Source organism: Bradyrhizobium sp. ORS 375 (genome assembly GCF_000239775.1).
GTDB lineage: Bacteria > Pseudomonadota > Alphaproteobacteria > Rhizobiales > Xanthobacteraceae > Bradyrhizobium.
Genome location: NZ_CAFI01000334.1, coordinates 1 through 20,595, shown reverse-complemented (window position 1 = coordinate 20,595; position 20,595 = coordinate 1). Strand labels below are relative to the sequence as shown.

Genomic DNA, 20,595 nt, shown 5'->3' with positions numbered 1-20,595 from the left:
CCAAGCGGAAAGCGGAGAGACAGCATGCGCCACGATGCCCCCCCTGCATTGTGCCCGACCCTGCCGCTTCGCTTTCCGCCCCCCCTCGGCGGCGTCGCCGGCACCAGCTTCAAGCCCGCGCATCTCCAGGCGATCCTCGCCGACGCGCCGCGGCGCGGCTTCTTCGAGGTGCATGCCGAGAACTACATGGGAGCCGGCGGTCCGCCGCATCGTCAGCTGGAGGCGATCCGACGCGATCACCCGCTGTCGATCCACGGCGTCTGCATGTCGATCGGCGGCTCGCAGCCGCTCGACCGCGACCACCTCGCGCGTTTCCGCAAGCTCGTCGCCCGCTATCAGCCGAGCCTCGTCTCCGAGCATCTGGCGTGGTCGACCCACGACACGACCTATTTCAACGACCTGCTGCCGCTGCCCTACACCGCCGCAACGCTGGCGCGGGTCTGCGAGCATATCGACCAGGTGCAGAGCGCGATCCGCCGGCCGATCCTGCTGGAGAACCCGTCGACCTACGTCGCCTTCCCGGAGTCGACGATGAGCGAGACGGATTTCCTCCGCGCGATCGTCAGCCGCACCGGCTGCGGACTGCTGCTCGACGTCAACAACGTGTTCGTCTCGGCGGTCAATCATGGCTTCTCGCCGCAGCGCTACCTGACTGAATTCCCGCTCGGCGCGGTCGGCGAGATCCATCTCGCAGGGCATGCGGTGCAGGCCGACGATGATGGCGCGCCACTCTTGATCGACAGCCATGATGGCCCGGTGGCGGAGGACGTGTGGGCGCTTTATTCGGACCTGATCGCACGTCACGGCCCGGCGCCGACGCTGGTCGAATGGGACGGCAACATTCCGGAGTGGCCGGTGCTGCAGGCGGAAGCCGCGGCGGCGCAGGCGATCCTGGATCGGCCTGCGGACGATCGCGCGCAGGAGGTCCGCCATGCTGCGGCCTGAGCCCTCGTCCGACTATGCCGCGCAGTTCGCCGCGGCGCTGCTGGCCCCTGACCGCGAAGCGCCCGTTGCCGTGACGGGGCCGCGGGGCAAGGCGGCCGGCCGGCGCTTCAACGTCTATCGCAACAACGTCACGGTGAGCCTGATCGAGTCACTGATCGCGATCTATCCGGCGGTGCAGCGCATCACCGGGCCCGACTTCTTCCGCGCCATGGCGCGGGCGCATGTGCGCGACACGCCGCCGGCGTCGCGGCTGCTGTTCGAGTATGGCCGCGACTTCCCGGCCTTCATCGCGGCCTACGAGCACGCCGAGGCAATGCCGTTCCTGCCGGATGTCGCGCGGATCGAACGCGCCTGGCTCGACGCCTATCACGCCGCCGACGCGGCCCCGCTCGATCCGGCCGCGCTCGGGCGTGTGCCGCCGGAGCGGCTCGCGGAGTTACGCTTCACCGCTCATCCCGCCACCCGCATCATCAGCTCCGACTTCGCCGCGGTGACGATCTTCTCGGCCAACCGGATCGATGCCCCAGTGCCGCGGATCGACGGATCGATCGCCGAGGACGCGCTGATCACGCGGCCCGAGCTCGACGTCACCGTGCGCCGTCTGCCGCCGGGCGGCGCCGGCTTCGCCGGCCTGCTGATCGCCGGAGAGCCACTCGGCGCCGCTGCCGAGGCCGCGTTCGAGGCGGCACCGGAGTTCGATCTCACAGCCAACATCGCCGGCCTGATGGAGGCCGGCGCCTTCACCGACATTCGTTTCAAGGACGCATGATGACCGACCAATCCATGGCCCCCAGCGCGTCGCTGTCGCTGCCGGCCTTGACCGACAAGGCCGTGCGACTGCTGCAGGCCGCGGCGCCCCTCTCCTTCGTCCAGTTCGTCACGCGCGTGGCGCTCGCGGTGCCGTTCTGGCGCTCGGGCATCCTGAAATGGGAGGGCTTCCTCAGGCTGAGCGACACGGCGGTGACCTTGTTCACCGACGAGTTCATGCTGCATCTGCCGGGCGGGCCGTATCCATTTCCGCTGCCGAAGCTGATGGCGTTCATGTCGGGCTGCGGCGAGGTCGCGTTTCCGGTCCTCCTCATCCTCGGTCTCGGCACCCGCTTCGCGGCGCTCGGCCTGCTGTTCATGACCTGCATCGTCGAGCTGACCGTTCCCGATGGCTGGCCGATCCATCTGACATGGGCGGCGATGGCGCTGGCCTTGATCGCGCATGGCGGCGGCAGGGTTTCGGTCGATCACGTCCTCGGCACAGTATTCGGCGGCGCGCACCAGGGCAGCGCCAGCCGCGGCAAATAGTAGCCGTTCCACTCGCAGACGTCCTCGGGCCCCTTGCGCTTGAGCGCCATCTTGACCGGCTCGGCCTGGCCGATGGCGACATGCAGCACCAGCAGGGTGGCGCCGATCGGATAGGCGAAGCGCGACGCTTTGAGATTCGCGAGGCGGTCGAGCAGCACCATGCCGGCCAGGATGATCAGCGGGTCGGTGAAGACGAAATACTCGACCTTGAGGCCGCGGCGAACGCCGAGCGTGTCGATGCCGATGGCGGCGAGCATCAGCAGCGCCGCCTGCAGCGCGACCTGCCGCTCGCCGCGGCGCCAGGCCAGGACGATGCCGGGAATGATCAGCCAGGTCAGGAACACCGTCGGCCGCGCCGACGGCTGCAGCACGAACGTGTAGCGCCGGATGACGCCCAGCAAGCCCGACAGCAGCAGGCCGATCGCGCCGCCGAGGCTGCCGGCAGCCTGCGGGGCGTCGACATAGGTGATCATCTTCTCCAGGGGGTTGAGCACGATGATGACGTCATTGAGGTCGTATCTCAGCCGGAGCGTCAACATCCCCAGTGCAGCGCCGGCCACGGCCGCGAGCAGAGCTGAGGATGTCTCGGCGGCGCTGACCCGCCACATCAGCGCGAAGCCGAGCATGCAGGCCGCGATAACCGCGAGCAGAACGAGCTGATAGACGCCGAAGCGGCCGAGCAGCAGCGGCTTCAGGCCGGCCGCCGCGATATTGGCGGGATCGAAGCCGGAGGCGAGCAGCGGCCACGCCGCGCTGGCGGCGAGCAGCGCAGCTACGGCCCCGACGGCAACGGCCATCCAGGCCCGTGACGTCCGCCAGAACGCCACGCTCGCGCTGGTCGCGGTGCCGAACGGCAGAACGAGCACCGGGATCGCGGCGACGAGCAGGATCGCGTGCACCTTGTTCTCCAAGCCGAGCATGCACAGCATGGCCGCAACACCGACCGCAACCGGCCGCCACAGGCTGGCGCGGCGCGCCACCGCGATCAGGATCATCAGCGCCAGGATGCAGAACGACGCCGCGATCATCTCGCTGCGCAGAATGCGCAGATGCATCTGCACGCCGCCGGAGAAGGCGAAGGCGGCGACGGCGAGCATGGCGATGCGCCAGTCGCTCACCAGCCGGCGCGCCGCCCAGGCGAAGGCGAGGATGATCGCGGTCGCGGTGAGCAGCGCGGCGACACGGCCGGCATGGACGGCCGATGTCATCGCCGCGTCGAACGCGGCGCGGTCGCCGCCTTGCGGGATCGCCGACAAGGTCCAGGCGTCGAGCAGGCCGAGGCGATGCAGCCCCGCGAACCAGGTCTTGACCGAGAGGATGGTGAGATAGGCCGGATGATCGAAGAACACCTGCGCGCCGCCATCGTTCATGGCGAGCGCGTTGTAGATCACCATGAAGTCCATGTCGGCATTACGCCAATACACGGTGAAATAGCCGGCGACGAGGAACGAGACGAGCGACAGCAGCAGCGCAACCGCGACGCCGCCACGCCAGCCGAACGGGGTGAGGCGATCGCCAGCCTCGGTCATGCGGGTTTCGCGCAAATGATCCGACCACCAACCTGCGCTGCTTTCGGCATGGCGAACGGATGACGAGCTCTACGTATTGCGCACGCCTGTCTCCACGTCGTCATGGCCGGGCTTGTCCCGGCCATCCACGTCGTCCTGCGAACTGGGAACGGCGTGGATGCCCGGGACAAGCCCGGGCATGACGGAGCAACACATTGGCATCGCACGTACCGTGATGGCCGCATGTCGTCACATGCGATGACGCTGCCGCTATCGAAGCCAGAGCGCATACCGCGCAAGGCGCAGGCCTCTGCCTTCGGCCGCGGCGTCCGCATCGCCCCCGCATCCTCAGATCGCCTTGATCTTGAAGAACGCGAACACGACCATCTTCAGCAGCATCCAGCCGTGGCGGAAGCGGGAGATCTGGGTTTCGCCGTAGCTGCGGGCGGCGTAGCGGATCGGCAGGTCGATGGTCTTCAGGTTCAATTTCGACGCGCCGAAGATCAGGTCGAAATCGCCGAACGGATCGAAGTCGCCGAAATACGCCTTGCCGGCCTTCAGCCTGACGTAGTCGCTGCGGCGGAGCACCTTGGTGCCGCACAGCGTATCCGTGTAGCGCTGGTTGAGCAGCCAGGAGAACAGATAGGAGAAGGTCTTGTTGGCGATGAGATTGAGGAAGCGCATCGCGCCCTCGTCCATCGGATAGACCAGGCGCGAGCCGTTGATGAACTCGCCCTTGCCGGTCCGCAGCGCCTCGAAGAATTTCGGCAGCTGCTCCGGCGGCATGGTGAGGTCGGCGTCGAGGATCATCAGCACGTCGCCGCGCGCCGCGTCGAACGCGGTGAACACCGCATCGGCCTTGCCCTTGCCGGGCTGGCGCATCAGCTTGATGTCGTGGTCCGGATAGGCCGCGCGCACCCGCTCCATCTCCTCATAGGTGCCATCCTTGCTGTGGCCCTCGATGAAGATGATTTCGATGTCCCTGCAGAACTCCGCGATGCGCTGCACCGCCGGCTCGATATTGCCGCGCTCGTTGCGCGCGGGGATCACCACGGTGGCCGAGCGGACGTCGTCGCCGACGCAACGCATCGACCGCGCGACGAGGTAATGCCGCAGCGACAGCGCGCGCAGGCCGGGCAGCACGCTGAGGAAGCGGTTGGCGAAGCGGCCGATGCCGGCGAGCCGCAGCGGCGACAGCACGCGCTGCTCGGACTTGACGGGATCGAAGTCGGCGAGAACAGCCAGGTTGCGCAGGTCGGCCGGCGACAGCACGTTCTGCTCCGGCTGCGGCATGCGCAGGCCTATCGCCTCGGCGGCTTTCAGCAGCGGATACCAGAGATGCGAGAAGTAGCCGATCACGAGCCGGGTCTCGCGCGTGCACAGCGGGTGCAACTGTTCAATGAACTGCTGGCAGTCGTCGAGCGAGCCGATCGTGTCGAGTACCAGGATCGCGTCGAACGGGCCTGTGACGGCAGCGAGCGTCGCCGGATCCTCGGCATCGCCAGCGACGAAGGTGAGGTTCGGATGCCGCGCCCGCGCCAGCGCGATCTGGGCCTCGCTGAAGTCGATGCCGACGCCGTAGGACGGCTGCAGCGAGGCCAGCGTGTCGCCGAGGCCGCAGCCGATCTCGAGCACGCGGCTGCCCGACGGGATCAGGAAGCGCAGATAGCACGCGTCTTCGCCATGGAAGAACGCGGCCTTGTCGCGCCAGGTCGCGCGCTCCGCGGCAAAGCGATCGGCATGTTCGAGAATGGCGGTCTTGCGCGGCGACAATGCCTTCGGCGCGGGCGTGTTGATTGCGGCAGCCCGCGGCTGCTCATGCGCGTCCTGCAGGACCTGACCGTCCACTTCCGCCACCTGATACCATCCTCGTTGGAGTCCCGGCCCTCTAAGGCCAGCCGGGTTGGGCGGAGTCAAGGCCGCGAAGCGGTCCGCCGGACGCCTCGGGCACCGGAGATGGAAACCGGGCAGCAACAATCGCTCACGCGGCGCCTCATACGCCCGATTTCTGCTTCTCGGTCGCGCTCGCAAATGCGAGGGGCGCGGGGAATGCCGGGAAGGCCTCACCCATGGCCCGCCTGCTAGACACGAAAATCAGGCGGCAGTCACCACGGGTGCAGCCGGCCAACCGGCATGCCCGCGCGATGGATCTAACGGCTGCTCCGTGCTCTCCGGGGACCGGCCTGTTTGCCCCGTCGCCGGCGCGACGCACGAACGTCGCCACCGCCTTGGCGCCAGCATCGGGGCGCCGGGACATGGCTCATCGCGATGCCCAAGGTGACAGCATCTGTCGACCAGAAGCTTGAAGTAGCAACATATCTACATTATATATCGACAACATTCGTGAACGTCCTGCGAGAGATGCCGTGACAGTCACAACGATCACCAGTCGCGAATTCAACCAGGACACAAGCGGCGCCAAGAAGGCGGCTGCCAAGGGTCCGGTGTTCATCACCGATCGCGGACAGCCGGCGCATGTCCTGCTGACGATCGAGGACTACATGCGGCTGAGCAAGGGCGACGTCAGCCTTGCCGATGCCCTGGCGCAGCGCGATGCCGACTTCGATTTCGAGCCGCCGCGGCTGGGATCAGGGCTCATCAAGCCGGCCAACCTCGATTGATGTTCCTGCTTGATACGAACGTCGTTTCTGAGCTGCGACGGCCGGACAGGGCTCATCGCAACGTGCGGGACTGGGCGAGCACGGCCCCGATCTCATACTTCTTCCTGTCCGCAATCTCTGTCTTGGAGATCGAACTGGGGCTACTCCGGATCACGCGCCGGGACAGCGTTCAGGGCAGCATTCTCCGTCAATGGCTGGACAATCAGATCCTGACGCAATTCGACGGCCGTATTCTGGCTGTCGATATTTCGGTCGCGCTCCGATGCGCCGCGTTGCACGTGCCGGACCCGCGTCCCGAGCGCGATGCTCTGATCGCCGCGACCGCCCTGGTCCACGGGCTGACGGTCGTGACCCGCAACGTCGAGGATTTCAGATCGATGGGCGTCACTCTCCTGAATCCCTGGGATCAGCAGGCGTCCTGATCTTGTGCAGGAGCTTTCTCGCGCTCACCGCCCGCAGCAGAATTTGTGTTTCTTGCCACTGCCGCACGGACAGGGATCGTTGCGGCCGACCTTTGCCGCGCCAACCGCGCGCTTTGGCTCGGTGACGACGGCGCGCGTGTCGCCCTCGACGAAGCGCCAGGCGCCCTCGGCGTCGCGCCGGAATTGCGAGACCTCGTGATGCTCGATGGTCTTCCCGCCCTCGCGATAGGTCGCGACGAAGCTGACGACGCCGTCGGCATCGCTCTCCGTCCCGCGCGCGGTCGAGACGATGCGCAGGCCGAGCCAGGTCGCGCGCGCCGCCCAGCCCTCCGCCGCGACCGGATCGAAAGCGGCGCGCTGATCCGCCGCGAGCGTCGCGGCGATATAGCCGATGTCGCTGCGCGTATAGGCGGTGTAGCGCGAGCGCATCAGCGCCTCGGCGGTCGGCGGCAGCGCATCGCCGAGGAGATAGGGACCGCAGCAGCGATCGAGAGGAAGGCCTGAGCCGCAGGGACATGGCATGAGGACACGCATAGCATCGATGCGTGGCAGTGGAAATCGCGAGCGGACAGCCGGGCATCCGCCGGCACGTCACACCGAGATCTCAAGGCGGCTTCCCGCTGCCGCAGATTGATCGTATCGATCTGGCGGAGCCGCACCTGGCCGCCGAGGTAACGCGACGTGATCACGCAGGTGACAAAATTCGTCTTGGGAGCGCTTGCTCTGCAAATTGCGCTCGGTGGTCACGCCGCCGCAGACCAGGACCCCGTTCCTTATCACAGCTCCATTTTTCATGGAGACAGGCGCGCGCAAATCCAGCGCGCCGTGTTTGCCGAGGAGCGGCTCTGGCTGGTCGGCAGCGACGGCGAGTTATCGAGCATCGCGGAAGATGGCGAACGGCTCGACGCGGCGACGCCTGACCGTGTCCTCGACCTTTTCGCGCAGGAGGGACGAGTGGTGATCGTGACCTGCCCGCGGAACGCCTGCGCGCAGGGGATGGCAAGCCTGGTGCCAAACGCGCTGTGGACGGTGCGCCGGCGGGCCGGCGATGGATGGGAGACGGTGGCTGAGATTGCCTGTCGCGGCGAGACTCTTGTCACTGCCGGTGCAACCGGCGAGACGATCACCCTGTTGACCGAGGAGCGGATCATCAATCTCACAGGCGGCACGCAGTCGGAGACGACGCTTCCCCACTCGTCCTCCGGCGAGTTGTCTCGCATGTTCGATCCGTCGAGACCGCTCGATCAGCAACAGGCCGCGACAAACTTCCCGTTTCCGCTCACTTATTTGTATCAGCTCGGATCCGGACCTTCGAAGCCGTTGAGGGCATGGCTGGTCGGAGCCAAGCTAATGACGCCGGCGCATATCTTTGTCGGCTACAACGCCGGCGAGTTCGGTGGCGGCCTGAAGCGGATTGACCGCGCAACGGCAGTCATTTCCGATATCGGCGATGACGAGCCGATCCATGGCATCGTGAGCATCCCGTGGAAACCGGACTGCGTCGCCATTGCTGTCGGCCTCATTCACATGGTCGCGTCGGGACGGATCATGGAAGTCTGTGACCGCTCGGTTCGTGTCCTGTACGAACGTCGCGTGCCCGAGGAGACCGTCAGGAATGCGGACGGGCGGACGGGATCGATCCCCAGAGCATACGACCGCGTTCTTCGGGCTTATGCGGACGGGTGAGGATCTACTCGCTGCAGGTCATGACGGCCTGTACAGGATCAGCCCTGGCGAAGTGGTCCGGCAAATCCCGTTGCCGCACTTCAAGGACATCGGTGTGACCGCGGTGAGCTTCGACATTCCCGGCCTCGCGCTGGTGCTGACGAGCGCGAACCAGCGCTTCTCACTGAGTGGCAACACGCCGCTGCTGGTGTCGCGCTAGGCGGGTCATTGGGTGCCTGGACGCAGGACGTTCGACTATCGCACATTCTGCGGCGCCTCTCACGTCGTGCCGCCGCTCGCGCGCGAGTTGTGACTCCAAAGCCGCAGCGCGCCACTCTTCACCGCGGCCGCCACCGCCACACGTGCCGCGCGGTTTCGAAACCGGCGAATCCGTGTTAAGCATTGGTTAAGAACAAGGGTGTTGGGCAAAAGCTGACCGGCCCGGCCCCGCGCGGACCATCAACCTTCCGGGCGCCGCCTCATTACGTGGCGCTTGTGACCGCCGCCCTCCGCATCATCGGCGGTGAGGGCGCGTGAGACGCCAACGATTTCTTCGCGCGACGCCAGCCAGGCCGCAAGACATGAGGCCCGCCTTCGATACGGGCCGCTGCTCAACTCCGATCCTTGAGTGACCCCGATGCCGGCGCGATCAAGCGCTGCGTGCAAACGCAGAGGCGCGCCCATCGCCAACCGTTGGAGCAGCCCCGATGGCTGATGAGTCTGTCGTTGCGTCGATCATTCCCTGGCGAGAGCCGAAGACGGCCAAGCCGCGCCCGAAGCGCGCCAAGGTCGTCAAGCCGCGGCCGAAGCCGAAAGCCGAGAAAGCCGAGAGGACCAAGGCGGCCGCGCTCGATGACGAGATGCTGGCGTCCGAGACGCTGATCATGCCGGACTTCCTCGAGCTCGTGAACGAGCCGGCGAAGGCCTCCGCCGCCGAGCCGCAGCGCACCGAGGCCGCCGCCAGCGCGGCCGCGGCAGCTATCTCCGCGCCGGCAAGCGCAGCCGTGACAGTGCCGCGCGAGGCGCCCGTGCCGGTCGAGGCCGAGCTACTTGCACCGGCCGCGCCAGTCGCACCGGCGGCGGTGGTGCAGCCGGCCAGGCCGCGCATCACCGCCTCCTCGATCCTGCTGCAGCTGGCGGCGCTGGCGCTGGCCGCGGTCGGCATGGCGATGAACGGCTGGTTCGCGCATTCGCTCGGCTCGAACAGCACGGCGGGCTACATGTTCCTCGCCGTCGGCGTCACCGCCGACCTGGTCGCGCTGGTGATGCCGACCTGCGCAGCGCGGCTGTGGCAGGCGCGGCATCGCGGCTCGGCGCTGACCGGCTGGACGGTGTGGCTGATGACCTTCGTGTTCGCGGTCACCGCCGGCATCGGCTTCGCCTCGACCAACATCAGCGACGTCACGCTCGCGCGCGGCTCGCGGGTCACGCCTGCCGTGCAGGCGGCGCAGACCGCGCTTACCGACGCGATGACCGCGCGCGACCGCGAATGCAAGGGCGGGGTCGGCAAGTTCTGTCGGGAGCGCGAGGCCGCGGTGGCCGAGCGGCGGCAGGCGCTGGATGCGGCAATGGCCACGGTCAGCCAGACAGCCGATCCGCAGACCGAGGCCGCGATCAAGCTGGTCGCCTGGGTGTCGCGCGGCACGGTCAAGCCGTCCGCCGACGACTTCGTCATGCTGCGTTTGGTCCTGCTTGCGCTGCTGCCGCAGATCGGCGGCATCCTGCTGATGGTCGGACGCCGGGTGTGAGGCGTCGACGGGGCTCAGCCAAGCGACGAGACGGCTGAGGTCATGGGCGCCGCGCCCGCGGCGGCTTCGACGGGCTCGCCAGCTGCCACGCCTTGGCGAGCACGTCGCGCATCAGGCCGGCATCGATGTCGGCGAGCGTGGCACAGGTCCAGCCCTGCTCGCCCCATTTGTTGGCGAGGCGGCGGAAGCCGGCCGGGTTGAGGCCGCTGTAGAACGTTTGCTCCTCCGGCGTGAGCAGCAGGTTGGCGGATCGTCCATCCGCCGCCAAGGTCGCGAAGATGCGCTTGGCCTTGAACGCCGTGCGATCGAAATGGGGCGCCGCCGTCGTGCCGCTCAACGACAGCGCCAGCGTACGAAATTCGTCAGAGGTCATCTCGACTGAGCCTTCCCCGCGTATCCACCAGCCCGTTCGTAGCATTCATCGCAGGCGTGCGGCCATGGCGCTTGGGCAACGCTTGGCGCAGCGTGCACGCGAACGTGATCCGGACGCCTCGCCGGCTTGAGGCAGGTCAAAACGATGTCGTTTCATTTTCCTATGCTCCGGAAGGGCAGATCAAGGGAGATCGACAATGTCAGAGCAGAGCAGCATGAGCGTCTACCTGAACTGGGCCAAGGAGCGCCTCCGCGAGATGGACGCTGCGCTGGACTCGCTCGGCGTCAAGGCTGCCGAGGTCGAGGCGGCGTCCAAGGTGAAGACGCAGGAGATCCTCGCCGACCTGCAGAAGCGCCGCGGCGAGCTCGAAGCCTTGCTGAAGACCCAGGCTGCCGCCGGCGAAGCCGCGCTGGCCGGCGCGAAAATCGAGCTCGACCGGCACTGGGCCGGATTCGAAACGCAGATGAAGGCCTATTTCGACGCGGCCGGCAAGCAGGCCGAGCAGCAGCAGGCGACCTTCAAGGACATCGCCGCCGCGCAGGCCAAGGCCTGGAGCGAGGCGGCCGACCGGTTTCGCGAGGCGGCCACCAAGGTGACGGCCGCCGGCACCGCCGACCTCGACACCGTGCTCAAGCAGCTCTCCTCCGACGCGGCTCAGGCCGGCGCCCATCTCGAGACGCTGAAGCAGACCGGCAGCCAGTCCTGGTCGGTGTTCAGCGCCGCCCTGAGCGAGTCCCGCAAGGCGTTCGACGAAGCCAATCAGGCCGCCTGGAACGCCTTGAAGGGCTCCGGCACCAAGAGCTGAGGCGTCAGGTCCCGGGCCGACCGCCCGGAGCCCTCGCGACATGGCTCCGCGTGCGCGCGGAGCCATCAACTAGTTCAGCGGCAGGATCACCGTCGGCGCGCCATCCGTCGTATTCGACGAAATCGCATTGGTCTTGAACGAGCCGATCTGGCCGCCGCTCGCGAGCAGGCCGTTCGTGTTGTTATGAACGTTGGAATTGTTGAGGATCGCCGCCGCCGCCACGACGCCCGTTGCGGCAATCCCGGCCCCGCCATTGTGCGACGAGTTGGTGCGGTCGACGAACACGACCGACGACACCGCGCCGGCCGACGTCGCGACGATGCCGTTGCCGGTGTTTCCGGTCACGACGCTGTCGCGCACCGTCACCTCCGAGATGCCGCCGCCGCCGCTGCCATCGATCACGAAGCCGGTCGCGTTGTTGGCAAGCAGCGTGCGGTTGATCACGCCGGAGATCGTCGTGGCGCCGGCGCGCCCGATCACCTTGACGCCGCCGAAGCTCGCCGTGCTGCCGTTGCTGGTGACGACGGTGTCGGTGATCGACAATTTGCCAGGCGTCGTCGGCGTGAACAGCACGCCCCATTGCGTGAAGCCGAAGATCTTGCAGCTCTGCACCACCAGCGAGCCGCCGCTGTTGAACAGGATGCCGTTGAGGCCACTGCCGACGCCGTCGATCACGAGACCTTCGAGGTAGACGGCATCGGTTGCCGCCGCCGAGACGACGATGCCGTTGGTGCCCGACACGAGCACCCCCGCGACGCCCGACTGGGCCACGATGCGGATCGACTTGGTGATCGTGACCGCGCCGAAACCGCCGGCATCCAGGGTGTTGATCTCGCCGCCGGCCGCCGTCTTCGAGATCGCGCCGGCGAACGTCTTGCAGGGCGCCGTCCGGCTGCACGGATTGGCATCGTCGCCGACGCCGGACACCCAGGTCCGCGTCGCCTGCGCGTGCGCCTCGCCCATTCCGAGCGCGAGCCAGATCGCGCAAACCATCGTCATCACGACACCGATTGTCTTCACGGCGCATCCTCGCTTTTGGTCGGTTTGCATCAGGGAACGTGAATGAATTGAATGAATGAAGAGGACGAGAGTCAGAGCCTTGTCACGGCAGCCTGACCGGCGTGCTCTGGAATTTCTGGCCGGGAGGCGCGCCCTCCGGGTACATGTCGAAGGTCAGGACCGGCGGCGCGCCGTCGGCGGCGATTTCGAACTCCGCGGTCCCCTCGCCCTCATCCTCGGTCTTGATGTCGCCGAGCTGCCGGACGCATTTCAGATAGAAGTGATAGGTCGTATCCGGCGCCGCGGTGATCGCGACCTTCAGGCGCAACGGGCCGTTGGTTTGTCGGGCGATCACGATCGTGCCGCCGATCCGCGAGGGATCGTCGGCCTTCACGTCGGAATTGCCGCAGTCGGACTGGTCCTGGCGCACCAGAAACGCCTCGGCCGTGCGTGAGCGATCAGGATTCTGGGCCACAGCCGACAGAGGCGTCGCGAGAACGATCAGCCCAAGCAGCAGTCGGCAGCGGCGCGGCAGGCTGTGCATCTGGATCTCCATGCCATTCGAAGAGTGGCGTTCGAGACGGGTGACGTTCGGCCGGGCAGGCCGGATCGAAACGATATCCGGATCGGCGATCAATTCAGGTCGGGCGGACGACGCAGCGGGATGAGACGATCCCTCACACCGCGCAGCGAAATCAATTCACGGCAATATCAGGCAAGTTCGAAACGAAGCGGCTGGAGTAGTATGACGCATAATCGATCAACTTGAAATGGAAATGCTTGCTGCAGCGCCTAACCTGGTGCACGCCGCCGAGAGCCTCTCGGCCGGCGTGCCCTGGAATGCGCGAACCGACGCCAGGCCGGCGACGAAACGGCCCTCCCGCCAGCGCTGCTGCTGATCGCGATCGCAGATGGAGTGAGAGTGACGGCGCGGTCAATCCGACGGCGCCGCCCGGTCGAACAAGCGCAACGCCAGCAGCGCATGCGCCAGCGTGCCGCCCGCGCGCACGGCGGCTGCGATCATCGCGACCTCAGCCAGCTCCTCGCGCGTGGCACCGGCCTTGGCGGCCGCCGCGGTGTGAACGTCGAGGCAGTAGGCGCATTGCGTGGTCAGCGCGACCGCGAGCGAAATCAGCTCGCGATATCTGGGTGGAATGACGCCGTCGCCGCGCGCGCAGGCGTGGTTGAAGGCGAGGAACGCCTTCGCCTCGACCGGCGCCAGCGCGACGAGCTGCGGCACCGACTGGATGTCCTCGGGGGTCTGATAGCCGGACATGGTCAACCTTTCAGATAGTCACGCAGCAGCAGGCGGGCGCGATGCAGCCGCGCCTTGACGGCCTGCCGCGACAGGCCGAGCTCGGCGGCGATGTCGTCGATCGTCATCTCCCTGAGATCGCGCATCAGCGCGACCTCGCGGTAGAGCGGCGGCAGCGCCTCGAAGGCGGCGGCGAGGTCGAGCCGCAATTCGGCCTCGGGACGCTCCGCGAGCCGTGCCTCGAACGCGGCCTCGTCGAAGCCGTCCATCAGCCCGATCCGCCGCGCCAGCCTGAGGCATTCGCGCCGGACCACACGAAACAGCCAGGAGGACAGAGCGGCGAGGGCGCGGATGTTGCCGACGTGGCGCGACAGCAGCCACAGCGCCTGCTGGGCCGCATCCTCCGAATCCGCCGAGGTGCGGCACGACGCCCGCGCATAGCGGCGGATATCCGGCTGCACCCGCTCCAGCAGCCTGACGACGGCGTCGCGGTCGCCAAGCCGCGCGGCCTCGAATGTTTCATCCGTGATGGACATGGCGCTCATGACCGGCCCTCGCTGCCGATGCCGGCGATCGCGCAGGCCGGACAATAGCCGACCGCGCCGGTCAGCGCGAAAACAAGACCAGCGGCGGCCAACAGCCAGGCACCAGGCCCGCTCAGGACCGTCAGCCCGACGGCCGCTACGCCGAGCCCGAGCACGATCCGAACTCCTTGATGCGATCTTCCAATATTCTTGCGCAACCATGCCATGGCCGTTCCTCCGATGCCGAGCCGGGACGTGTCATCCCGGGCCTAGGAGGCTGCGACGGCGGCAAAGGATTCGCGGAGGAGACGAATTTTTTCGGCACAGCTGGCTAACCGCGCCAATGTCCGTTGCGTGAGACAGGGAGGCCGTCGGCTTGCCTACCACCGGCGTCCGCCATCCATCGCGTCACGCCCGATAGCGCTCCGCCACCGCAGCGCTCGACAGATGCGGCAGCATGGTCTGGCGGGCGGCTTCCCAGGCGTCGAACTCGGCGCCGTCGGCGAGCGAGGGGACGGTGGCGAACTCGCCGCGGTCGAGACCGCGCAGTGCGGCGTCGACCAGATCGGCGGCCGACATGACCCACTCTTTCGGCAGGTTGCTGGCGGGCAGGCCGGCGATGTCCCAGAACTCGGTGCCGGTCGCGCCGGGCAGCACGACCTGGACACGCACGCCGGTGCCGGCGAGCTCCTTGCGCAGCGACTGGCTGAACGCGAGCACGAACGATTTGGTGCCGCCATAGACGCCGTTGAGCACCTCCGGGCCGATCGCGACGATCGAGGCGATATTGATGATGGTGCCTTGCTTGCGCGCGACGAATTGCGGCACGGCCGCGTAGGTCAGCCGCAGCGGCGCGGTGACGTTGATCGCCACCATCTTCTCCATCTCGTCGACATCGGCCTGGGCGAGCGGGGCGGCGCTGCCGAAGCCGGCATTGTTGACCAGATGGGTGATCGAGGCGTCGGTCTTCAGGACCGCCTCGACTTTGGCGAGATCGTCGCGGGCGGTGAGGTCGGCGACCAGCGTCGTCACCTTCACGCCGTGGCGGGTCGTCAGCCTGTCGGCGATTGCGTTGAGGCGATCCTGGTTGCGGGCGACCAGGATGAGGTCATGGCCGCGGGCGGCGAAGCGATCGGCATAGACCGCGCCGATGCCGGAGGACGCGCCGGTGATGAGAACTGTGCCCTTGGTCTGGCTGGTCATGGCTGGATTCCTTTCTCGCGCCGGAGCGGCTTGCTGCGTTGCAAGAAAGTAGATCTCGACCTTGTCGTCTCAAATGTCATATAACCGGCAAATCGAGACAAGGATCGCCATGCGCCCAATCGGCTTCATCATGGAGGATGGCTTCCAGATCATGGGCGTGGCCGCCTCGACCGCGTTCGAGTTCGCCAACATCCAGCTGGGCGAGCAGGCCTACCGCGTCACGATCATGTCGGAGAAAGGCGGGCCGGTCCGCTCGACCCTGGGCGTGCATGTCGAGACCGCGCCGCTGGGCGATTTTCCCGACACGCTGATGGTCGTCGGCGAGCTGCTGCCCAAGCCGACCAGCCCGGGCCTGCGCGCCTACATCGCGGAAGCCGGACAGAAGTCGCGGCGCGTCGCCGGCGTCTGCACCGGCGCGTTCCTGCTCGCCGACGCCGGACTTCTCGACGGCCGCAGCGCGACCACGCATTGGGCGCACGCGGCCGAACTGCAGCAGCGTTTTCCATCCATCAGGGTCGACGACGACCGCATCTTCGTCGCCGACGGCAACATCTGGACGTCGGCTGGCATGACCGCCGGCATCGATCTGGTGCTGGCGCTGATCGAGGATGATCACGGCGCCGAGGTATCGCGGGCGGTGGCGCGGCGGCTCGTCGTCTACCACCGCCGGCCCGGCGGCCAATCGCAGTTCTCGGCGCTGCTGGAGCTCGAGCCGCGCTCCGACCGTGTGCGGCGCGCGCTCACCTACGCGAAGGAACATCTGCGCAATCCGCTCAGCGTCGACGAGCTTGCGGACGCCGCGAGCCTGAGCCCGCGGCAGTTCTCGAGGATCTTTCGCGAGGAGACCGGGCAGTCGCCGGCCAAGGCGGTGGAGCGGCTGCGGCTGGAGGCCGCCAAGGCCATGCTCGAGGACGGCCGGCATTCGCTGGACATCGTCGCCCGCGACACCGGCTTCGCCGATCGCGACCGCATGCGCCGCGCCTTCCTGCGCTTCTTCGGCCAGCCGCCGCAGAGCCTGCGGCGCAGCCTGCGGCTGATCGAGGGCGAGCCTGACGAAGCGGCAGAGTAAACGTCCTCCTCGTGCGAGGCTGTATCGGTCGTCGCCCAGCGTCACACCGGCGCGATGTCGACGGCGATCTTGCCGGTGCCATCGCCCCTCCTGAGAGCGTCATAGGCGGCACTGACATCCTCAAGTGCGAACCGGCGGGGGTCGAGCAGCGGCATGAGCTTGCCGGCTTCGACCAGCTGCGCAGCCTGTGCGAGAATCTCGCCGTGGTGACGCCGTCCTTGGCCGTCGAGCAGCGGCAGCAGCGTGAAGACGCCGGAATAGGTGCCGCCCTTGAACGAGAGAGGCGCGAGCGGATGGGTGCCCCAGCCGAGCGACGAGGTCACGTGGCCGAACCGCGCGACCGCGGCGAAGGCCACATCGAGCGCGCCGACCGTGTCGTACACGACGTCGAAGCCGCGTCCTGCCGTGGTGCGCGCGACGGCCTCCGCGATCGGCTCGTTCCGGTCGATGAAGGTCGCGCCGAGGCGCTCGATCACGGCCGTGCTCTCGGCGCTTCCGGTCGCGTAGACCGTGGCGCCGAACGCCAGCCCCAGCTGAACCACGATGTGACCCACACCGCCGGCTCCGCCCAGGACGAGCAGGGTCTGCCCGTGTCGGATGCCGACGCGATCGACCAGCCCCTCCCAGGCCGTGATCGTCACCAGCGGCAGCACCGCGGCCTCGCGCATCGTGAGGTTCGCCGGCTTGGCCGCGAGCAGATCCTCATCGGCGCTGACATATTCGGCGAGCGTCCCCGGATGACCGCCGACCCCACCCACCATGCCGTAGACGTCGTCGCCGGGGCGAAACCGCGTGACGCCGGGGCCGACGGCCTCGACCGTTCCGGCCATGTCGAGTCCGAGGATGGCCGGCGCGGGATGTCTGGCATGCGCGGCCTGGCCGGCGTGGATCTTGGCGTCCAGCGGGTTCGTGCCCGCAGCGGCGATGCGGACGAGGACCTCGCCTTGCCCTGGCGTTGGCCGGCTGATCGGGGCAATGCGGAGCGGCGCACCGGCTTCGTGGAGAATGGCGGCGTTCATCGAAGTGGTCATGGGGACCTCCTGCTGTGATGGCGTCACCATGGACGTCCAGATCCTGAATGGACATCATCGAGATCGCATGCGATTCATTCAGTTCTGAATGGATCGGCACCCTCCTCCCCCAGGGTTCGAGAGGCCTCGCATGGAGTGGAGCGACTTGCGGATCTTCCTGGCCGTTGCGCGCGAGGGCACGCTTGGCGGGGCAGCGCGCCGGCTCGGCCTGTCGCAGCCGACGATGGGACGTCGGATCGCGGCGCTCGAAGCGGCCGTCAGCCAGACGCTGTTCCAGCGGACGTCCGAGGGCTTCGTGCTCACCCACGAGGGCACGGCCGTGCTCGCCCATGCCGAGCGCATGGAGGAGGAAGCGCTCGCCCTCGAGCGACGCCTGGCAGGAGCGCAGGCCCAGCTCGACGGCTTCCTCAGGGTCTCCTCGTCGGACTGGTTTGGCCGCGTGATGCTGGCGCCGGTGCTCGCCGAGTTCGGCAGGCTCCACCCGCGCGTCTGTGTCGAGCTGCTGACCGACGCGCGCCTCTACAGCCTTCCCCGCCGCGAGGCCGACCTCGTGTTCCGCATTCGCGCGTTCGACGAGCCGGAGGTGATCTCGCGGCGCCTGTTGCACATCCCCTATGCCGTCTACGGCCCCGTTGACGGCCCCAAGAGCATCGCCGACGACGGCGAGGGACTCAGGGTCGTCACCATGGACACGGCCTTCGCCGACATGCCCGACGCACGCTGGCTGGCGAAGCGACTGCCCAAGGCGCAAGTCGGCATGCGGAGCAACAACCGCGACGTTCAGGCCACGCTCTGCGCCCAGGGCGCGGGCCTCGCCGTGCTGCCGCGGCCGCTCGGCGACGCCACGCCCGGCCTGCGCCAGGTCGATGTCGGCGAGCAGCCGCCCGGGCGCGACACCTATCTCGGCTACCACCGGGATCTGCGCCGGCTGTCGCGGCTGCGCGCCCTGCTCGACCTCGTCATCACGCGGCTGGCGTCGTAGCCCAACGCGCTGCCGCGGCAGGCCGGAGAAAGCCAAGCTCGTGCTCGATCTCGATCGCGACCACGGCTGACTGATTCGCGACAGCGACGACGCCGCGGCGGAGGTCGACAGGCTTTCAGCAACTCATCGAGCTGCGTCACGGCACGAGGGTGCCGGGACGCGATCTCGTGTCAGACGCCGAGCTTCGCTTTGGCCAGCGGCAGGCTGCGCACGTGACGGCCCGTCAGCGCAGCGACTGCGTTGACCACCGCCGGTGCGATGCCGGGCAGGCCAGGCTCGCCGACACCGCCCATCGGCGCGCCGCTCTCGACGATCTCGACATCGACCTTCGGCATCGCCGCGCGCGACAGGATCGGATAGTCGTCGAAATTGTGCGACTGTCGGACGCCGTCCTTGTAGACGAGCTCCTCGAGCAGCGCCGCCGACAGCCCGAGCGCGGCCGCCGATTCGACCTGCGACTTGACGATCGCCGGATTGACGATGCTGCCGGGATCGAACGCGATCCAGAGATGGTGGACGCGCACCTCGTCTTTTTCCAGCGAGACCTCGGCGATGGTGGCGGTCTCCGAGCCGAACGGCGAGGCCAGCGCGAGGCCGCGGGCGCGCTTGCCGCCTTCGGCATCATAAGGCCCGCGCTTCCAGCCGCCGGACATCTTCGCGACCGTCTCCAGCAGCTTCAGATGGCGCGGCTTGTTCGTCAGCAGCGTGAGACGCAGCTGATAGGGATCCTGCTTGCCGGCATCGGCGATCTCGTCGAGGAAGCCTTCGTAGAAATAGTCGTTCATGGAGTGGCCGACCGAACGCCAGAACGCGATCGTCACGGGATGCGCGAACCTGGCGTACTCCATGCTGCGATTGGCGATTGCATAGGGCTTCTCGACGATGCCCTCGACCGCGGAGCTGTCGACCTTGCCGCCGGCGGTGACACCGAACCAGCGGCCCATCGGCCCCTCGCCGACCGTGCGCACCTGGATCGCGGTCGGCTTGCCGTCCTTGTCGAGCGCCGCCTTGAAGCGGCTGAAGCTCAGCGGACGCAGCGCGTCCATCTTGAACTCCTCCTCGCGCGACCACAGCACCTTGACCGGCCGCTGCGTCGCCTTGGCGAGCAGGATCGCCTGCTGGAACGGGTTGGATGAGCCATAGGCGAAGTGGCGGCCGAAGAAGCCGCCGAGCATCGGCGAGTGCAGGATCACTCTGTCCGGCGTGACGCCGCCGACCTTGGCGGCGATGCCCTGGAACAGCTCGGGCATCTGGTTGGGCGCCCACAGCTCGAGCGAGCCGTCTGCATTGAAGCGCGCCATCGACGACGGCGGCTCGAGCTGGCCATGCGCGAGATAGGGCGCGTCATACTCGGCCTCGACGATCGTGGCAGCGCTGGCAAAGGCCGCAGCGACGTCGCCCTCCTTTTCGGCGGAGACAGCGCTCGCATCGGAGGCTTTCAGCGCAGCGAGCAGTCCGGCCGAGGAATATTCGGCCGCGACCGCGTCGAAGCCGCTGGCAGGCGCTGTCGACCACGCGACATCCAGCGTCTCCACCGCCTTGCGCGCGCGATACCAGCTGTCGGCCGTGACGGCGACGGCACCCGGCAGCTTGTGGATCGCATGGACGCCGGGCATCGCCTTGACCGCCGCTTCGTTGGCCATGCGCTCCGGCTCGGTGCCGAGCAGCGGCGCATGCTGAATGGCGGCGTACAGCATGCCATCGAGCTTCTGGTCGATCGCATAGACCGCCTTGCCGGTCGACTTCGCGCGGACATCGAGCCGCGCGATGGGCTGGCGGATGTAGCGGAACGTCGCGGGATCGCGCAGCGGCACGGTCTCGGCCGGCGTCAGGGCAAGCGCCTGCTCGGCAAGCTCGCCATACGCGATACGTCGGTTGGACGCGGCGTGGACGACATGACCATCGTCCGTCGTCAGCGTGTCCGGCTTCACCCTGAGCTTCGCCGCGGCGGCGCGGATCAGCATTTCGCGCGCGCTGGCGCCGAGCCTGCGCATCACCTCGTAGCTCGAGCGTGTCGAGAAGCTGCCGCCGGTCAGCCGCAGGCCGTTGATGATGGCGTAGTCGGCGCCGGGAGGCGCGCACTCGACCTCGAAACGGCTCGGATGGACGTCGAGCTCCTCGCCGACGATCTGCGCCAGGCCGGTGTTGA

General features: G+C 67.7%; 23 protein-coding genes. 11 read left to right on the top strand and 12 right to left on the bottom strand.

What is annotated here, in order from left to right; all coding sequences use genetic code 11:
* Positions 1 to 24 precede the first annotated feature (24 nt).
* From bufB to BRAO375_RS24040, 3 genes are read left to right on the top strand one after another with little or no spacing between them, the layout of a single operon-like run.
* Entirely contained in the window at positions 25 to 945 is a 921-nt protein-coding gene (gene bufB / locus BRAO375_RS24050) for an MNIO family bufferin maturase (protein ID WP_009030055.1), read from the top strand.
* Complete coding sequence (locus BRAO375_RS24045; RefSeq protein ID WP_009030054.1) at positions 932 to 1,714, top strand: HvfC/BufC N-terminal domain-containing protein; 783 nt, start codon at positions 932 to 934, stop codon at positions 1,712 to 1,714. The genes bufB and BRAO375_RS24045 overlap by 14 nt, the downstream gene beginning before the upstream one ends.
* Positions 1,711 to 2,241, top strand: coding sequence for a DoxX family protein (locus tag BRAO375_RS24040; RefSeq protein ID WP_009030053.1), 531 nt, complete (start codon positions 1,711 to 1,713; stop codon positions 2,239 to 2,241). Before BRAO375_RS24045 ends, BRAO375_RS24040 begins: the two co-directional genes overlap by 4 nt.
* On the opposite strand, the gene BRAO375_RS24035 is transcribed toward BRAO375_RS24040, so the two are convergent.
* Positions 2,181 to 3,770: a glycosyltransferase family protein gene (locus tag BRAO375_RS24035; RefSeq protein ID WP_009030052.1), complete on the bottom strand. Its 1,590-nt coding sequence runs from the start codon at positions 3,768 to 3,770 to the stop codon at positions 2,181 to 2,183. The two genes, BRAO375_RS24040 and BRAO375_RS24035, sit on opposite strands and share 61 nt — an antisense overlap.
* Before the next feature lie 327 nt (positions 3,771 to 4,097).
* Positions 4,098 to 5,606, bottom strand: a complete 1,509-nt coding sequence (locus tag BRAO375_RS24030; RefSeq protein ID WP_009030051.1) for a bifunctional class I SAM-dependent methyltransferase/glycosyltransferase family 2 protein — start codon at positions 5,604 to 5,606, stop codon at positions 4,098 to 4,100.
* Between the two features lie 509 nt (positions 5,607 to 6,115).
* Here BRAO375_RS24030 and BRAO375_RS24025 point away from each other — a divergent pair.
* Both BRAO375_RS24025 and BRAO375_RS24020 read left to right on the top strand, forming a co-directional pair.
* The gene (locus BRAO375_RS24025; RefSeq protein ID WP_009030050.1) at positions 6,116 to 6,370 is read left to right on the top strand and encodes a type II toxin-antitoxin system Phd/YefM family antitoxin; all 255 of its coding nucleotides are present in this window, start codon (positions 6,116 to 6,118) and stop codon (positions 6,368 to 6,370) included.
* Positions 6,370 to 6,792 (top strand): type II toxin-antitoxin system VapC family toxin, encoded by a 423-nt coding sequence (locus BRAO375_RS24020; protein WP_009030049.1) that lies wholly within the window; start codon positions 6,370 to 6,372, stop codon positions 6,790 to 6,792. Before BRAO375_RS24025 ends, BRAO375_RS24020 begins: the two co-directional genes overlap by 1 nt.
* A 24-nt stretch (positions 6,793 to 6,816) precedes the next feature.
* On the opposite strand, the gene BRAO375_RS24015 is transcribed toward BRAO375_RS24020, so the two are convergent.
* Entirely contained in the window at positions 6,817 to 7,314 is a 498-nt protein-coding gene (locus BRAO375_RS24015; RefSeq protein WP_009030048.1) for a YchJ family protein, read from the bottom strand.
* A gap of 159 nt (positions 7,315 to 7,473) precedes the next feature.
* Between BRAO375_RS24015 and BRAO375_RS24010 the strand changes: the two genes are divergently transcribed.
* The 3 genes from BRAO375_RS24010 to BRAO375_RS24005 all read left to right on the top strand — a co-directional run bounded on the left by BRAO375_RS24010 (position 7,474) and on the right by BRAO375_RS24005 (position 10,205).
* Positions 7,474 to 8,478: a hypothetical protein gene (locus BRAO375_RS24010; RefSeq protein ID WP_009030047.1), complete on the top strand. Its 1,005-nt coding sequence runs from the start codon at positions 7,474 to 7,476 to the stop codon at positions 8,476 to 8,478.
* Between the two features lie 70 nt (positions 8,479 to 8,548).
* Complete coding sequence (locus BRAO375_RS38905) at positions 8,549 to 8,677, top strand: hypothetical protein (protein ID WP_009030046.1); 129 nt, start codon at positions 8,549 to 8,551, stop codon at positions 8,675 to 8,677.
* Positions 8,678 to 9,164: 487 nt separating this feature from the next.
* Positions 9,165 to 10,205, top strand: a complete 1,041-nt coding sequence (locus tag BRAO375_RS24005; RefSeq protein WP_009030045.1) for a hypothetical protein — start codon at positions 9,165 to 9,167, stop codon at positions 10,203 to 10,205.
* 40 nt (positions 10,206 to 10,245) lie between these two features.
* On the opposite strand, the gene BRAO375_RS24000 is transcribed toward BRAO375_RS24005, so the two are convergent.
* Complete coding sequence (locus BRAO375_RS24000; protein WP_009030044.1) at positions 10,246 to 10,578, bottom strand: MmcQ/YjbR family DNA-binding protein; 333 nt, start codon at positions 10,576 to 10,578, stop codon at positions 10,246 to 10,248.
* A gap of 196 nt (positions 10,579 to 10,774) precedes the next feature.
* On the opposite strand from BRAO375_RS24000, the gene BRAO375_RS23995 reads away from it, so the two are divergent.
* Entirely contained in the window at positions 10,775 to 11,383 is a 609-nt protein-coding gene (locus BRAO375_RS23995) for a sll1863 family stress response protein (RefSeq protein ID WP_009030043.1), read from the top strand.
* A gap of 69 nt (positions 11,384 to 11,452) precedes the next feature.
* Here BRAO375_RS23995 and BRAO375_RS23990 read toward each other — a convergent pair whose 3' ends face one another.
* From BRAO375_RS23990 to BRAO375_RS23965, 6 genes are all read right to left on the bottom strand, one after another.
* A complete protein-coding gene (locus tag BRAO375_RS23990) occupies positions 11,453 to 12,403 on the bottom strand; it encodes a right-handed parallel beta-helix repeat-containing protein (RefSeq protein ID WP_009030042.1) in 951 nt (316 codons plus the stop codon).
* Positions 12,404 to 12,485: 82 nt separating this feature from the next.
* Positions 12,486 to 12,926, bottom strand: coding sequence for a hypothetical protein (locus tag BRAO375_RS23985; RefSeq protein WP_009030041.1), 441 nt, complete (start codon positions 12,924 to 12,926; stop codon positions 12,486 to 12,488).
* A gap of 390 nt (positions 12,927 to 13,316) precedes the next feature.
* The gene (locus tag BRAO375_RS23980; RefSeq protein ID WP_009030040.1) at positions 13,317 to 13,658 is read right to left on the bottom strand and encodes a carboxymuconolactone decarboxylase family protein; all 342 of its coding nucleotides are present in this window, start codon (positions 13,656 to 13,658) and stop codon (positions 13,317 to 13,319) included.
* Between the two features lie 2 nt (positions 13,659 to 13,660).
* The gene (locus BRAO375_RS23975) at positions 13,661 to 14,182 is read right to left on the bottom strand and encodes an RNA polymerase sigma factor (RefSeq protein ID WP_009030039.1); all 522 of its coding nucleotides are present in this window, start codon (positions 14,180 to 14,182) and stop codon (positions 13,661 to 13,663) included.
* On the bottom strand, positions 14,179 to 14,388 hold the full coding sequence (locus BRAO375_RS23970) for a YgaP family membrane protein (RefSeq protein WP_035641906.1): 210 nt from the start codon (positions 14,386 to 14,388) through the stop codon (positions 14,179 to 14,181). The genes BRAO375_RS23975 and BRAO375_RS23970 overlap by 4 nt, the downstream gene beginning before the upstream one ends.
* A 181-nt stretch (positions 14,389 to 14,569) precedes the next feature.
* Positions 14,570 to 15,364 carry an SDR family NAD(P)-dependent oxidoreductase gene (locus tag BRAO375_RS23965; protein WP_009030037.1) on the bottom strand — a complete coding sequence of 265 codons (795 nt, stop codon included), beginning with the start codon at positions 15,362 to 15,364 and terminating at the stop codon, positions 14,570 to 14,572.
* Between the two features lie 109 nt (positions 15,365 to 15,473).
* Between BRAO375_RS23965 and BRAO375_RS23960 the strand changes: the two genes are divergently transcribed.
* Positions 15,474 to 16,433, top strand: a complete 960-nt coding sequence (locus tag BRAO375_RS23960) for a GlxA family transcriptional regulator (protein WP_009030036.1) — start codon at positions 15,474 to 15,476, stop codon at positions 16,431 to 16,433.
* Positions 16,434 to 16,474: 41 nt separating this feature from the next.
* Here the strand turns inward: BRAO375_RS23960 and BRAO375_RS23955 are convergent, their stop codons facing one another.
* Positions 16,475 to 17,464: an alcohol dehydrogenase catalytic domain-containing protein gene (locus BRAO375_RS23955; RefSeq protein WP_009030035.1), complete on the bottom strand. Its 990-nt coding sequence runs from the start codon at positions 17,462 to 17,464 to the stop codon at positions 16,475 to 16,477.
* 130 nt (positions 17,465 to 17,594) lie between these two features.
* Here BRAO375_RS23955 and BRAO375_RS23950 point away from each other — a divergent pair, with 130 nt between their 5' ends.
* Positions 17,595 to 18,446 carry a LysR family transcriptional regulator gene (locus tag BRAO375_RS23950; protein WP_009030034.1) on the top strand — a complete coding sequence of 284 codons (852 nt, stop codon included), beginning with the start codon at positions 17,595 to 17,597 and terminating at the stop codon, positions 18,444 to 18,446.
* A 170-nt stretch (positions 18,447 to 18,616) separates the two neighbouring features.
* Here BRAO375_RS23950 and BRAO375_RS23945 read toward each other — a convergent pair.
* Positions 18,617 to 20,595, bottom strand: a 1,979-nt coding sequence (locus BRAO375_RS23945) for a xanthine dehydrogenase family protein molybdopterin-binding subunit (protein WP_035641905.1), incomplete at its 5' end; no start/stop codon positions are given.